This is a genomic window from Acinetobacter sp. ATCC 27244, from assembly GCF_000156555.1.
Classification (GTDB): Bacteria; Pseudomonadota; Gammaproteobacteria; order Pseudomonadales; family Moraxellaceae; genus Acinetobacter; species Acinetobacter haemolyticus.
Genome location: NZ_GG665957.1, coordinates 36994 through 51067, shown reverse-complemented (window position 1 = coordinate 51067; position 14074 = coordinate 36994). Strand labels below are relative to the sequence as shown.

13 protein-coding genes, 2 tRNA genes and 1 other RNA gene are annotated in these 14074 nt (G+C 39.4%); 6 read left to right on the top strand and 10 right to left on the bottom strand.

Annotated elements, in window-relative coordinates; translation table 11 throughout:
• Positions 1-104: 104 nt before the first annotated feature.
• The 4 genes from fusA to HMPREF0023_RS09535 all read right to left on the bottom strand — a co-directional run bounded on the left by fusA (position 105) and on the right by HMPREF0023_RS09535 (position 4935).
• Positions 105-2243, bottom strand: a complete 2139-nt coding sequence (fusA, locus tag HMPREF0023_RS09550; protein WP_004638187.1) for an elongation factor G — start codon at positions 2241-2243, stop codon at positions 105-107.
• Positions 2244-2420: 177 nt separating this feature from the next.
• On the bottom strand, positions 2421-2891 hold the full coding sequence (rpsG, locus tag HMPREF0023_RS09545) for a 30S ribosomal protein S7 (protein ID WP_004638185.1): 471 nt from the start codon (positions 2889-2891) through the stop codon (positions 2421-2423).
• 160 nt (positions 2892-3051) lie between these two features.
• Entirely contained in the window at positions 3052-3426 is a 375-nt protein-coding gene (gene rpsL, locus HMPREF0023_RS09540) for a 30S ribosomal protein S12 (RefSeq protein ID WP_004638184.1), read from the bottom strand.
• Positions 3427-3597: 171 nt separating this feature from the next.
• Positions 3598-4935: an EcsC family protein gene (locus tag HMPREF0023_RS09535; protein WP_005091386.1), complete on the bottom strand. Its 1338-nt coding sequence runs from the start codon at positions 4933-4935 to the stop codon at positions 3598-3600.
• Positions 4936-5225: 290 nt separating this feature from the next.
• On the opposite strand from HMPREF0023_RS09535, the gene HMPREF0023_RS09530 reads away from it, so the two are divergent.
• The 3 genes from HMPREF0023_RS09530 (at position 5226) to HMPREF0023_RS09520 (ending at position 7539) form a co-directional block, all read left to right on the top strand.
• Entirely contained in the window at positions 5226-6455 is a 1230-nt protein-coding gene (locus HMPREF0023_RS09530) for a beta-ketoacyl synthase N-terminal-like domain-containing protein (RefSeq protein ID WP_004638181.1), read from the top strand.
• 32 nt (positions 6456-6487) lie between these two features.
• Complete coding sequence (hemJ, locus tag HMPREF0023_RS09525) at positions 6488-6940, top strand: protoporphyrinogen oxidase HemJ (protein ID WP_005091388.1); 453 nt, start codon at positions 6488-6490, stop codon at positions 6938-6940.
• A gap of 74 nt (positions 6941-7014) precedes the next feature.
• Positions 7015-7539, top strand: a complete 525-nt coding sequence (locus HMPREF0023_RS09520) for a hypothetical protein (protein WP_005081534.1) — start codon at positions 7015-7017, stop codon at positions 7537-7539.
• A gap of 55 nt (positions 7540-7594) precedes the next feature.
• On the opposite strand, the gene HMPREF0023_RS16545 is transcribed toward HMPREF0023_RS09520, so the two are convergent.
• Entirely contained in the window at positions 7595-7759 is a 165-nt protein-coding gene (locus HMPREF0023_RS16545; protein WP_005081532.1) for a hypothetical protein, read from the bottom strand.
• 844 nt (positions 7760-8603) lie between these two features.
• Here HMPREF0023_RS16545 and HMPREF0023_RS09515 point away from each other — a divergent pair.
• Positions 8604-10229 carry an NAD+ synthase gene (locus tag HMPREF0023_RS09515; RefSeq protein WP_005091392.1) on the top strand — a complete coding sequence of 542 codons (1626 nt, stop codon included), beginning with the start codon at positions 8604-8606 and terminating at the stop codon, positions 10227-10229.
• Positions 10222-11253, top strand: a complete 1032-nt coding sequence (locus HMPREF0023_RS09510; RefSeq protein ID WP_005091394.1) for a hypothetical protein — start codon at positions 10222-10224, stop codon at positions 11251-11253. Before HMPREF0023_RS09515 ends, HMPREF0023_RS09510 begins: the two co-directional genes overlap by 8 nt.
• A gap of 102 nt (positions 11254-11355) precedes the next feature.
• On the opposite strand, the gene HMPREF0023_RS09505 is transcribed toward HMPREF0023_RS09510, so the two are convergent.
• From HMPREF0023_RS09505 to coaD, 5 genes are all read right to left on the bottom strand, one after another.
• Positions 11356-11432 (bottom strand) — tRNA-Met (locus tag HMPREF0023_RS09505).
• A gap of 237 nt (positions 11433-11669) precedes the next feature.
• A tRNA-Met gene (locus HMPREF0023_RS09500) sits at positions 11670-11746 on the bottom strand.
• A 61-nt stretch (positions 11747-11807) separates the two neighbouring features.
• Positions 11808-12163, bottom strand: an RNA gene (gene rnpB, locus HMPREF0023_RS16080) — RNase P RNA component class A.
• Between the two features lie 26 nt (positions 12164-12189).
• Positions 12190-12453, bottom strand: a complete 264-nt coding sequence (locus HMPREF0023_RS09495) for a YfhL family 4Fe-4S dicluster ferredoxin (protein ID WP_005081519.1) — start codon at positions 12451-12453, stop codon at positions 12190-12192.
• Position 12454: 1 nt separating this feature from the next.
• Positions 12455-12946 carry a pantetheine-phosphate adenylyltransferase gene (gene coaD, locus HMPREF0023_RS09490; protein ID WP_004638166.1) on the bottom strand — a complete coding sequence of 164 codons (492 nt, stop codon included), beginning with the start codon at positions 12944-12946 and terminating at the stop codon, positions 12455-12457.
• Between the two features lie 316 nt (positions 12947-13262).
• Between coaD and HMPREF0023_RS09485 the strand changes: the two genes are divergently transcribed.
• The coding region (locus HMPREF0023_RS09485) for a tyrosine-type recombinase/integrase (protein WP_008941974.1) at positions 13263-14074 on the top strand (812 nt) is incomplete at its 3' end.

Here is a 14074-nt window from a genome sequence, read left to right as displayed (position 1 = left end):
GGCTTTAGCCATGATGATCTTCCTTTATAAACTGCTCATGAGGGTCACCCATGAGCACTTGGTTTTTAACTAAATTTTAGTTGGGTAATATAGTAATCGAAAGATTACTCGTCGTCACCTTTTTTACCGCCAGCTTGGAACTTAGCGATGATGCCTTCAGCCACGTTACGTGGAGTTTCAGCGTATTTAGCGAATTCCATAGAATACGTTGCACGACCTTGAGACATAGAACGCATTTGAGTCGCGTAACCAAACATCTCAGCCAATGGAACTTCTGCTTTAATTGCTTTTGTTCCACCAGGAAGATCGTCCATACCTTGAACCATACCACGACGGCGGTTTAAGTCACCCATGATATCGCCCATGTAGTCTTCTGGAGTTTCAACTTCAACTTTCATGATTGGCTCAAGAAGGATCGGATCTGCTTTCATGAAACCGTCACGGAAAGCGTATGAACCCGCCATTTTGAACGACAATTCATCAGAGTCGACATCGTGGTAAGAACCATCATAAAGAACAGCTTTAACGCCTACAACTGGGTAACCAGCCAAGACACCATTCTTCATACGCTCTTGAATACCTTTATCAACCGCACCAAAGAATTCTTTAGGTACTACACCACCTACAACTTCTTCAGCAAATTCGTATTCTTTACCAGCAGCTTCAACATCAAGTGGCTCTAAACGAACATATACATGACCGAATTTACCTTTACCACCTGTTTGACGAACGAATTTACCTTCTTGCTCAATAGTTTTCTTAATCGTTTCACGATAAGCAACCATTGGTTTACCGATATTCGCTTCAACACCAAATTCACGCTTCATACGGTCAACAATGATGTCAAGGTGAAGCTCACCCATACCAGCAATAATTGTTTGACCAGATTCTTCATCTGTACGAACGCGGAACGATGGATCTTCTTTCGCCAAACGACCTAAAGCAATCGACATTTTTTCTTGGTCAGCTTTAGTTTTTGGTTCAACAGCCAATGAAATTACTGGCTCAGGGAATTCCATACGCTCAAGAGTAATGATGTTTTTCTCATCACATAATGTATCACCAGTAGTTACGTCTTTAAGACCTACACACGCTGCGATATCACCTGCACGGATTTCATCAAGATCTTGACGTTCGTTCGCGTGCATTTGCACGATACGACCGATACGTTCACGCTTAGACTTAACTGGGTTATAAACTGGATCGCCTTGTTTAAGAACACCAGAATAAACACGTACGAATGTTAAGTTACCTACGAACTTATCGTTCATAATTTTGAACGCAAGTGCAGAGAACGGTGCTTCGTCAGATGCTTCACGAGATGCTTTAGTTTCAGCTTTATCGTCAAGAATACCTTCGATTGCTTTAACTTCAGTCGGTGATGGTAAGAATTCAATCACAGCATCCAACATACGTTGAACACCTTTGTTTTTGAACGCAGAACCACAAAGCATCACTTGAATCTCAGATGCTAATGTACGAGCACGTAAACCAGCGATGATGTCTTCTTTAGAAAGATCACCTTCTTCTAGGTACTTGTCCATTAACTCTTCTGAAGCTTCAGCAGCCGCTTCAACCATGTTAGTACGCCATTCGTTAGCAGTATCAACGAGGTCAGCTGGAATCTCACCGTATTCAAACTTCATACCTTGAGATGCTTCATCCCAGATAATCGCTTTCATCTCGATAAGGTCAACAACACCTTGGAATGTGTCTTCAGCACCGATTGGCACAACGATTGGAACAGGGTTACCGCCCAAACGAGTTTTAACTTGTTCAACAGCACGGAAGAAGTTTGCACCAGTACGGTCCATCTTGTTCACGAATGCTAAACGAGGCACTTTATATTTGTTTGCTTGACGCCATACAGTTTCAGACTGAGGCTGTACACCACCAACTGCACAGTAAACCATGCACGCGCCATCAAGAACACGCATAGAACGTTCAACTTCGATTGTGAAGTCTACGTGTCCCGGTGTATCAATTACGTTGATACGGTGTTGGTCAAATTGGTTAGCCATACCAGACCAGAAACAAGTCGTAGCAGCAGAAGTAATGGTAATACCACGTTCTTGCTCTTGTTCCATCCAGTCCATTGTTGCTGCACCGTCGTGTACTTCACCAATTTTGTGAGATACACCTGTGTAGAACAAAATACGTTCAGTTGTAGTTGTTTTACCTGCGTCAATGTGCGCAGAAATACCGATGTTACGGTAACGAGTAATAGGGGTTTGGCGAGCCATGATGTCTACATTCCTAAATGTTATATTTAAAACAGGACGCACCAATTATATTGATGCGCACGAATATCCAAGCAGACAACTTAAATACCCGCAAAGCCCCCACTTTGGTAAAGAGCGATGTTGAATCGAGCAGCGGTGCGCATGAATATTCTCCTGATTAGGGACTGTTTTATCCGCTTAGAAACGGTAGTGAGAGAAGGCTTTGTTGGCTTCAGCCATACGATGCACGTCTTCACGTTTTTTGATTGCTGCACCTTTACCTTCAGCTGCATCAAGCAACTCACCAGCAAGACGTAAAGCCATCGTTTTTTCAGAACGCTTAGCAGCAGCATCTACTAACCAACGCATAGCTAAGGCAGTACGACGGGATGGGCGTACTTCCATAGGTACTTGGTAAGTAGCACCACCAACACGGCGTGCTTTTACTTCAACCATAGGACGAACTTTTTCAAGAGTAGTCTCGAAAAATTCAACTGGGTCTACTTTATTTTTTTCTTGAACACGTTCTAAAGCACCGTAAACGATACCTTCAGCAACAGATTTTTTACCATCTTGCATTACGTGGTTCATGAATTTAGCGATTGTTTGGCTGCTAAATTTTGGATCTGGAAGGATCTCACGAGCAGCGACTACGCGACGTCTTGGCATTTTAATACACCTAATATTATGACACTTCAGGATAATCCAGCAGTTTGTACAAGTGTCATGCACATGACGCTGGCCTTACTATACGTCGCTTGAATTACAAATCTATGAAGAATTCAAACAAGCGAAACGCTAAAGGGTTGCTTGGGCAAGTTGCCTAGAATTACTTCTTAGGACGTTTCGCACCGTATTTAGAACGTGACTGGTTACGATCTTTCACGCCAGCACAGTCTAAAGAACCACGAACGGTATGGTAACGTACACCTGGTAAGTCTTTAACACGACCACCACGGATAAGAACAACACTGTGCTCTTGTAAGTTATGACCTTCACCACCGATGTAGCTAGATACTTCAAAACCAGAAGTTAAGCGAACACGGCAAACCTTACGCATTGCTGAGTTAGGTTTTTTAGGAGTAGTCGTATATACACGTGTACATACACCACGACGTTGTGGACAAGCCTTCAACGCAGGAACTTTTGATTTTTCAATCAAAGTTGTACGACCCTTACGGATCAACTGATTTGTTGTTGCCATTTGGCAATTCTCCCGTTATTAAACAACCTCGAAAAAAAGAAAAAACACCTCTTTTCAAGGGCACATAATTGTAAGCCAAGATGCAACAATGGTCAACAATGCAATAAGCTGCATGTTGACCATTGTTTGTCTAAAACGTTGCTTCGATGTAAACAGCAAGTAAAGACCGAATCAGCTATGTTTGGTTGAAGCTGGCTCTATGTCTATAGTTTGTTGCTCAGTTGTTGATTCCTGCGTTTCAGCCACAAATTCTTCTACTTCCTCAGACTTCAAAGCAGACTGTTGTTTAGTGTGCTCATGCTCTTCAACATATTGCTCAGCAAGTTGCTGTAAACCATCACTAACTTTGTCGTCATTTTGTTCAGGCAATACATCGTGTTTCAACTGCACAGCGACGTGGGTAATCACATCATTCTTCAAATCATCTGTTTTTAATCCCGTATTATCGGCTTGATTTAAATATTTTGATGGTTCCTTGCGAAGTAGAGCTTCAGCTTTGAAATAAGCCTCCAATGCCGAAATTTGTTCATTTGGATGTTCATTTAAATAAAAACGCGCTGCTCCAAAAATTGATTGTGACTTATGTCCAACATCTTCTAGTAGCTTCCAGCTATAAAAACCACCCAATGCCGCACCAGCAATTGGCGTTAGTTTCCCCACCATCGAAACCTGAGGAATACGATTTAGCCATCCCCATTTAAATTGACCTTGATCATCAACCAACCATTGCTTCACCAATTCAATATCGTTGTTTGATCCTAGAAGCTGTTGGAATTGCTGCAAATCATGGGTTTCTAACATTGATTTCAAAGCTTTCAAAGCAAGTAAAAGTGTTTGCTTTTCTGCAACCAACCCTAAATCAATTTCTTTAAAAACAAATGCCACAACATCCTGATCAACCTCATCTGTTAAATCAAAACCGTGTGAACGACCTGTTTGATAAATAGTTCTCAATGCCAAAACAAAAGATGCAGGAATATCTATTGCAGCGCCCCAAACACCTGTTGCACCAGTCACCGCACCTTGAGCAGCAGCCAACAGCTTATTTTGTTCGATCAGTGCTTGGCTTAAACGCTGCGAACGCCCGGTATCTTTGGTAAGTTCCATAATATCTGTTACGCCAGCCTCATCTAAGATTTTTTCAGTCAATGAACTATTGGAACTAAACTCATTTAACCACTGAAATAAATAGTCTGAAACTTTTTCACCTAAATCTGGTGACACAAAAGAAGCCACATTATTCACCTTTGCGTAGTGGCGACCTAACAACTGATGTGAAAATTTAGGCAATTGTTGACGCAACATCTGCTGAGGACTTTCATACTTTTCTACTTCAAATGGACTTTTTATACGTGCGCTCCCCTCAATGACATTGGCTGCATGAGCATGCTCACCACCAGATGTCGTTGGGGCAACTTGAAGTTTTTGTAATTCCGAACTGAGCTTTTTAGCCACTCCAAAGGCTTGTGCAAATAAACCTGAAGCTGGTTTGTTTTTAGATTTTGTCATCAAGTACCTCTGTTGTATATTGTGTGCATCTCTAGGTAAATACTAGGTTGAATACAGATTTATCTCAACTTTTATCTGTATACTTTCATTACCTTTTGTCGACAGATAGTGGATCTTTACCAAAATTTACACAACTGAAAATAGGCATAAAAATTGCCATAAGAAATAAAAAACCTTTCTGTTATCATGATGTCATTCACACATAAGCCGTTTTAATCATTATCTTCTCCTCGTTATTTTGCATAGCGATGATATACAAGGCTTAGTATTACCATAAAAGGGAACTGTAAATGAAACGTGTTGTAATCACTGGTATGGGCATTAACTCATGCATCGGTAACTCTTTAGAAGAGGTGACTCATTCTTTAAAAAATGGAATCTCTGGGACACGTTTTAACCCAACTTATGCCGAACTTAATTTCAAAAGCCATGTCAGCGCTGCTGCCGAGCAAGATTTTGATGGTATCGACCGTAAACTTAAACGCTTCATGGGCGTATGTGCGATGTATGCCTACAATGCAGCGATTGCCGCGGTAGAACATGCAGGTTTAAAACAAGAAGATTTAGCCAACAATCCACGTTATGGTATCGCAGGCGGTAGTGGTGGTAACTCAACAGCTTCTGTTGCAGAGATGGTAAAACTTCTTGAAGAAAAAGGCGCACGTAAAATTGGACCTTTCTTCGTCCCACGCAACATGAGTAATACCATTACCGCGAACGTTGGTGTCGCTTTAAAACTACAAGGTATTGCTCATTCGATTACCAGTGCTTGTGCAACTTCTGCAGATGCTATTGGTTATGCTTATAATTTAATCCAACTAGGCAAACAAGATTTAATGCTTGCAGGTGGTGGTGAAGAAGATCACTGGTCACAAAGCCTATTGTTTGATGCGATGGGTGCATTATGTTCTAAATACAATGACACACCTGAAACTGCATCACGCCCATACTCAAAAGACCGTGACGGTTTCGTCATCGCTGGTGGTGGCGGTTTCGTTATCCTTGAGTCGCTTGAACATGCTCAAGCTCGTGGTGCAAACATCCTAGCAGAAGTTGTTGCCTATGCAGCAAATAGTGATGGTGCTGATATGGTTGCACCATCAGGTGAAGGTGCAACTCGCTGTATCCTTATGGCGCTGGATGAAGCCAAACAAAATGGTGTAGAAAAAGTTGATTACGTCAACACACATGGCACATCTACGCCAGCAGGCGACATTACTGAACTTAAAGCGATGGAGCGTGCATTTGGTGAAGGTCAAGTTCCTGCATTTAGCTCAACCAAATCAATGACAGGTCACAGCTTAGGCGCAGCAGGCGTTCAAGAAGCCATTTACTCTGTATTAATGATGCAAAATGATTTTATTGCACCAAACATTAATGTGACCGAGTTAGATGAAGGCGCACAAGGTTTCGATATTGTACTTGAAAAACGTGATGCGAAACTGAATACTGTAATGAGTAACAGTTTTGGGTTTGGCGGTGTTAACGCCTGCCTTATTTTCAAGAAGTGGGATGCCTAAATCCCACGTGAAATAAACACGTAGGATTATCAATGGATGCACCTTCTGATGCTTTCTTGTGGGTAAAAGCATTACATATTATCGCTGTGGTATGTTGGTTCGCAGCATTGTTCTACTTACCACGCCTTTATGTTTATCATGCGATGAGTGAAGATGAGATTAGTCACCAACGCTTTGAAGTAATGGAACGTAAGTTGTATCGTGGCATTATGTGGCCATCTATGATTGCCACATTAGTGACTGCCCACTTTCTCGTTGAATGGGGCGATGCAACTCGACATTACCATGAAGCAATATGGTTTTATCTTAAAGTCGGATTGGTTGGATTGTTGGTGATTTACCATTTTGTGTGTGGTTATTATCGCAAAAAGTTGATTGGTAACGCACACTACAAATCGCACAAGTTTTGGCGCTTTTTCAATGAAATGCCAACGCTGCTTTTATTTGCGATCATCATTTTAGTTGTTGTAAAGCCTCAGTTTTAACTGGGGTTTTTCTTTAGACGCTATATTAAAAAACTAGATAATTTATTAAACACCACTTACCTTAGATTCTCAAAATGTTCAAACTTTGGTATCGATTGACTCAAGAATTAAAAGCGAGATTCATTTCTAGTTTGATTGTTTTTTTTAGGATAAATGAATTTGCTTATCGCGGACTCACTCTAGCTGAGATTGAGATGGCTCGACCCGTCTTTGGTGACCTTATTGATTATTCAAAAATTAGAATTTTTAATATCCCCTACTTACCTTGGCAACCCACCAATATTTTTATTGCGCCAAACGGAAATTTATATGTCCATCAAAAGTATTTCCATTCAGACTATTCAAGATGTTCAATTACTTTACAAAGCATCTTTATTCATGAACTTACCCATATTCTTCAATATCAACAACAAACCAATGTCATTTTAAAAGGCGCTCTATTACAACTGGGTTATTATTTAAGTCTAAAACTATATAACCCCTATAAATATCAGTTTGTTGAGGGTAAGGCATTTACTCAATACAACATTGAACAACAGGGAGACATCGCTCGTGATATTTTCCTCAAAAAAGTCCCTAATATTATTCTTAAAAAATAAAAAGCCCTGTTATTTTATCCACAGGGCTTTTTAAGTGAGTAAATCAGAATCTACTTTACGCAGCAGAACCTTTTTGGCTTTCAGATTTGAGTTCATGACTATCATCCATTTCAGTCGTAAAATCTACACGCATTGCATCTTTAACAATTGTACCAACACGTCCTATACCAATTGCTAAACCAAACGCAACCACAGGAAATAAAATCATAGGAACCATCATTATTGTTACCTCGCTCATTTAATTTATAGGTGACAGTTAAAATCGTATTACTTCGATTCATCTTGATGTTGCAACATGATTGTGCCTACGCGACCAACAACGATTGCTAAAGCAGATGCAACAACTGGAAATAATATAATTGACATGTTCATCTCCTAAATATGATCAAACTCAGTTTTTTGAAATAGAACTGTACCTACACGACCAACAACTATTGCCAAAATAGATGCAATCACAAGAAAAAATAAAACAGACATATTTGTTACCTCTCTTTATGTTGGATGACATTCGATAAGCTTGCTTAACAGTGTACACCCGTTCACATTAATTAGGATAATAGCAGTGCACAAATGTACACTCAAGTGTCGCAATTGGATTCCCGACGAACGGTATAAAAAACAAGCACAACTCAATAAAGTATTGAAGAAATTAAATTAATAATTTTATATAGTTAGATTAGCATCAGATAGTTTGTATTTTTTTAAACAAATCTTATTTTGTATGGCCAAATTCAATACAATACTGGTCATTGGAATGTCATTAAATTTTGAAAAAATATAATGAAAAAGCGCTCAAGCAACAGAATTTATTCACAATCATGCTTCAGCCCAACATAAATATTGAGAAATGCTAAATTCCACCAACAAATCTAGATGTTTTATACAGAAAAACTTGTTATTTTTACGCAGAAAAATGTGCATTTAGTATATATTAGTGAACTTGTCATTTTTCTTTAAGATACAGAACGTTTGACACCATGATATGCATTTGTTTTTTAAAACTATACTTATACAAATCAAAAGCTTGCATATCATCATTAGTTAAGACTTAGGATTAGGTTTGAATGAAAAATTTTAAAATTGCCCTTGCTCAATTCTCTCCGCATATTGGCAATATTGACGCAAATACTCAAAAGATGGTTGAACAGGCTAATTTAGCGAAACAACAACAAGCTGATTTGATCGTCTTTCCAGAACTATCAACGCTAGGCTACCCAGCTGAAGATCTTATACTTCGCCCGAACTTACAAAAACGCACACAAAAGGCGTTGGCTCAGTTAAGCGAAGTAAAAGATATCGTTATGGTCTTTGGTTTTGTTCACCAAACAGAAGATGGTCATCGCTATAACTCAGCTGCAGTGATGAAAGATGGTCAGGTTTTAGGCATCTATAACAAACATAATTTACCCAATTATGGTGTGTTTGATGAAAAGCGCTATTTCCAAGAAGGTCATCAGCATTTAGTGTTTGAGTATCTCGGTCATAAATTTGGTGTCCTTATATGTGAAGATGTTTGGTCATTGAATACAGTAAAACAACTGAGCCAACTAAATGTTGAAACAGTCTTGATCTTAAATGCTTCGCCTTACGAAGTTGGTAAGCCTCAACACCGTATTCAGACTTTGAGTGAGCTCGCAAAACAACTAAACCTGAATATTGTGTATGTGAATCAGGTCGGTGGCCAAGACGATCTTATTTTTGATGGCTCTAGCTTCGTCAATAATCATAATGGTGAACTCGCATTGCAAGCGCCAAGCTTTAAAGAAGCTGTTTACTTTACAGAGTATGACGTGGCGCAAAAGCAATTTAAAAAAGCTGATGCGATTCCTGCATTAGATACTTTTGCTGAAATTTATCAAGCTCTCGTTATGTCCACCCGTGATTACGTACAGCGCTCTGGCTTTCCTGGTGTGATCTTAGGTCTGTCTGGCGGTATTGATTCAGCTTTAACACTTGCCATTGCTGTTGATGCAATTGGCGCGGATAAAGTACAAGCGGTGATGATGCCATATACCTACACCTCTCAAATGAGTGTAGAAGATGCAACCGAACAAGCGCGTCGTATGGGGGTAACTTTTGGAATTGCCGAAATTCATCCAATCGTAAATAGCTTCATGCAAACGCTATTTCCATTTTTTGGAAACTCACCTGCCGATGCAACAGAAGAAAACTTGCAAGCACGTGCACGTGGCACCTTACTCATGGGTTTATCCAATAAATTTGGTAATCTCGTGCTATCTACAGGTAATAAATCTGAAATCTCAGTTGGCTATTGTACATTATATGGCGATATGGTCGGCGGTTTCTCAGTGCTCAAAGATGTATATAAAACCATCGTATTCGAATTAGCAAAATACCGTAATAGTCTAAGCGAAACGCCTGTTATCCCTGAGCGTGTGATTACTCGTCCACCATCAGCAGAATTACGTCCTGACCAAAAAGACCAAGATTCTTTGCCTGCTTACGATGTACTTGATGCAATCTTATATGCTTATATAGAAGAAGATTTAAGCCAAGCAGACATTATCGCAAAAGGCTATGAAGCTGATGTGGTTGAAAAAGTGATTCGCTTGGTTGATCGCAATGAATATAAACGTCGTCAAGGCGCGATTGGTCCACGTATTAGCTCGCGTGCATTTAGTCGTGAACGACGCTACCCTATCGTCAATGGATGGACCGCGAATGACTGAAAAAGTTGTTTCTGAAAAGTCACAAACACTTGCTCAAGCACTTTTGCTTGAGCAAGTGGCATTTTATAAAAATCAACTCACAACACAACTTTCCGCTGATTTCTTCAAGCAATTTATTCAACTCATTTTACAGCACGCACCGAATATTAAACTCAAAGAAGTCATAGAACTTGAGCAAATTCAAGCTGTAGTTAAACGTTATGCATTTGAAATGCAGCTTGGGGCAGGACTACTAGAGTTTATTGGTGAGATCGCACAAAAGCTTCATGTCTTTTCGTTACAATCTTCTGCTCAATTACAAGATGTTTTCTCAGATCATCAATTCGAAATCTGGTTATCCAAGATTTTAGAACTTGAAAATATTCGTCATTATCTCAATCATTTCTTAAAAGAAAGCCCTTCTATTCAGCAGTTATGCCAATACATTGCAACAACAACTTTGCAGAACAAATTACCCAAACTATTTTCACAAATAGATGAAGAGCGAATTGCTGAAAGTAAATATGAATGGCAACATAAACTCAAAACCTTTTCGTATCGTCAACAACAACGTATTGAACATAAAATTGAAGAAAGTATTGCACGCCTTATTCAAGAACAACTGGCTGATTTAAGCCTACTTTCTAATGATGATTTAGAAAGTCTCGCTCGTAACATTTGGGATGACAATAAAGCAAAACCTTTATCAGAATATACGAAACAAGTAACACCGCTTGACGTCGAAGAATTCTTTGTCATGATTTATGAATATTGGAAAGAATTACGCCAATCTGCTTTTTTACAAGATTTAATTTTATATGGTGTCAAAGTATTCTACGACTTTTATAAAGATGAGAGCTTAGAAGAAGTTTTTGCAGCAATTGGCTTAGAAGAAACAGATTTATTAAATGAGGCAATGCGTTTTTACCCTAAAGTCGTAATTGCCTTAGATGAACACGATGTTCTTGAGCCACTCATTACTTTAATCTTACAGCCTTTTTATCAAAGCACTCAAACTTTGATCACGATCGAGAAACACCTTTAATATTATTGCTAGTCAAAGTAGCCCATATAATGACTAGCAAACTTATCGTCATATGAACAAATACATAATAAAAAAAACCACGCAGGAGCGTGGTTTATAAAATGGTGGCTATGACGGGACTTGAACCTGTGACCCCCGCATTATGAGTGCGGTGCTCTAACCAACTGAGCTACATAGCCGTAAACTGTGAGCGCATTATCTAGTGTTATGCTATGCAGGTCAAGCCTATGACATTGAAAAAACAAAACATATGCGCACTTTTTATGCATCCGAATATCGATTGATTATTTTTCAGCAAATAGAACATTTCATAAGTGCTTTTCAATATTCTAGTTTTACAAAGACCATTAGAAACTGAGCGCAATCGCTAAAAATAGCAGATAAAAAGAGACCACGCAGGAGCGTGGTCTATAAAATGGTGGCTATGACGAGACTTGAACTTGTGACCCCCGCATTATGAGTGCGGTGCTCTAACCAACTGAGCTACATAGCCTAAAACTGTGCGCGCATTATCTTAACTTTCACTACACTCGTCAAGCATAATTTTAAAAAATCTTAGAAGTGGGCCTGTAAGCCGGGTTCTGTCGAGGACGATCATTCCTCTAGGCGTACAATCACTCATACGCTCAAGCGACCTACCCGAATCCAGCACGGGCCGTGCCTCAGGATTCCTATTTGGTCTTGCTTCTGGTGGGGTTTACCTTGCCGTGAACTGTTACCAGACACGCGGTGCGCTCTTACCGCACCCTTTCACCCTTACCTCACGAATGAGGCGGTCTACTCTCTGCTGCACTTGCCGTCGGTTTACACCGCCCAGGCGTTACCTGGCACCCTGCCCTATGAAGCCCGGACTTTCCTCCCCTGCTTCAGTCACGGAGACCTCCACAGCAGCGACCGTCCAGCCCACTTCGTGGCGCATATTATCAAAGTTCGACGTTAATTGCTCGATTTTTTTTGCGCTGTTAATTTTTTGTATTTTTCCATAAGCTCATCATGTGATTCCACATGCGTAGGATCCAAAGGAATACAATCCACTGGGCAAAATAATTGGCACTGCGGCTGATCAAAATGCCCTATACACTCTGTACAAAGTGATGGATTAATCTCATAAATCAACTCACCCATATAAATGGCTTCATTTGGACATACAGGCTCGCAGACATCACAATTGATGCATTCATCTGTAATATATAATGACACGCTACCAGCCCTGTTGATGTTTTCGTGCAAAGGCCTCGACCACAACGGCAGGCACAAACTTAGTCACATCCCCTTTCAAACGTGCAATTTCTCTCACCAAAGTTGATGAAATAAATGAATACTGCTCTGATGGCGTTAAAAAAACTGATTCAAACTGGGGATCGAGTTGGCGATTCATATTGGCTAACTGAAATTCATATTCAAAATCAGAAATCGCTCTTAGACCACGGAGAACCGCTGTCGCACGTTGCTCACGAAAGAAATTCACCAACAAGCCATCAAAACCAACAAATTCAACATTGTCTAAATGGCTTAATGATATTTTTGCTAGCTCAACTCGCTCTTCTAAACTAAACACAGGATTTTTATGATGCCCAATCGCGATTGCCACTACAACTTCATCAAACATTTTTGATGCTCTTGCAACCAAATCTACATGTCCATTGGTAATTGGATCGAAGGTCCCCGGATAAATCACACGTGTTTTAGACATGCGTTGTACTCTAGTTAATGAGATAAGGTGCATATTTTAACAAAAGTTCAGCCTAAACGCTAAATTCCTAAATGATGGAAAAAGATTACGTTTTACGGCACAATATATGCAATTGTGGAAGTTTGAATTATGGCGCAAGCAACAGTTGTAAAAAATAATAATGGTTAATGTTTTTTATAATTCCTTACAGTTCTTTTAATGATCATAAGTATTTGAAATAAAATAAATACTATTCTTATTAGTTCTTTTTAGTATCTTTTAATTCCTTATAAAAACGGGTAATAATACGGGTAACATTTCATTCAAAATACTCTCAATGGCTACTACAAAACTTTCTGATGTCAAAATTAAGAGTCTAAAACCAAAAGATAAATTATATAGACTACTAGACTCTGATCGACTATATATAGAGATTAGACCGACTGGTGCTAAGGTATGGCGATTTAAATTTGTTTTTCAGGGTAAAGAATCATCAATGAGCTTGGGGGAATACCCTGCTATTAGTTTAGCCGAGGCTCGTTCTTTAAAAGACCAAATGAGAGCAAAGCTAGCAAAAGGCATACATCCTGTTGAAGATCGAAAAAATATTAGAGCTCAGGCATTAGCTGAAACAACTAATACCTTTGATTCAATTGCTGCTGAATTTAAACTGAAACGAATGTGTTCAAAGTCCGAAACATATCAAGGGAAGTTTGATATTGCTTTAGAAAAAGATATTTCACCTGTTATTGGGAAGAAGAATATAAACGAGGTAACATCAGCAGATGTGCTTAAAATACTTGATAACACTGTAGAACGTGTTGTAAAAGAATCAAATGGAAGATTTACTGGTGCTTCTGCGGCACTTGAGAACAGAAGATTTGTTGGGGGGGTTATTCGATATGCTATAGCAACGCTTCGTGCTGAGAATGATCCTACTTATGCAGTACGTGATGTAATTAAACGTCCTCGTGTCAATCATGCAAGAGCATTAACGAAAGAAGAACGATATAAAGCTAGAACAAGCCTACCTAAATACAATGGCACACAAACTGTAAAGAATGCAGGCTTTATCCTCTTATACACAATGCTACGTGCTGTAGAAATCAGGAAGATGCAATGGTCATGGGTAGACTTTGAATCAAGATT

Excerpts from the sequence above, each read along its gene's own strand:
- fusA (WP_004638187.1), bottom strand. The coding sequence starts at position 2,243 with ATGGCTCGCCAAACCCCTATTACTCGTTACCGTAACATCGGTATTTCT.
- rpsL (WP_004638184.1), bottom strand. The coding sequence starts at position 3,426 with ATGGCAACAACAAATCAGTTGATCCGTAAGGGTCGTACAACTTTGATT.
- HMPREF0023_RS09535 (WP_005091386.1), bottom strand. The coding sequence starts at position 4,935 with ATGACAAAATCTAAAAACAAACCAGCTTCAGGTTTATTTGCACAAGCC.
- HMPREF0023_RS16545 (WP_005081532.1), bottom strand. The coding sequence starts at position 7,759 with ATGATGGTTCCTATGATTTTATTTCCTGTGGTTGCGTTTGGTTTAGCA.
- HMPREF0023_RS09530 (WP_004638181.1), top strand. The coding sequence starts at position 5,226 with ATGAAACGTGTTGTAATCACTGGTATGGGCATTAACTCATGCATCGGT.
- rpsG (WP_004638185.1), bottom strand. The coding sequence starts at position 2,891 with ATGCCAAGACGTCGCGTAGTCGCTGCTCGTGAGATCCTTCCAGATCCA.
- coaD (WP_004638166.1), bottom strand. The coding sequence starts at position 12,946 with ATGTCTAAAACACGTGTGATTTATCCGGGGACCTTCGATCCAATTACC.
- HMPREF0023_RS09510 (WP_005091394.1), top strand. The coding sequence starts at position 10,222 with ATGACTGAAAAAGTTGTTTCTGAAAAGTCACAAACACTTGCTCAAGCA.
- HMPREF0023_RS09520 (WP_005081534.1), top strand. The coding sequence starts at position 7,015 with ATGTTCAAACTTTGGTATCGATTGACTCAAGAATTAAAAGCGAGATTC.
- HMPREF0023_RS09515 (WP_005091392.1), top strand. The coding sequence starts at position 8,604 with ATGAAAAATTTTAAAATTGCCCTTGCTCAATTCTCTCCGCATATTGGC.
- hemJ (WP_005091388.1), top strand. The coding sequence starts at position 6,488 with ATGGATGCACCTTCTGATGCTTTCTTGTGGGTAAAAGCATTACATATT.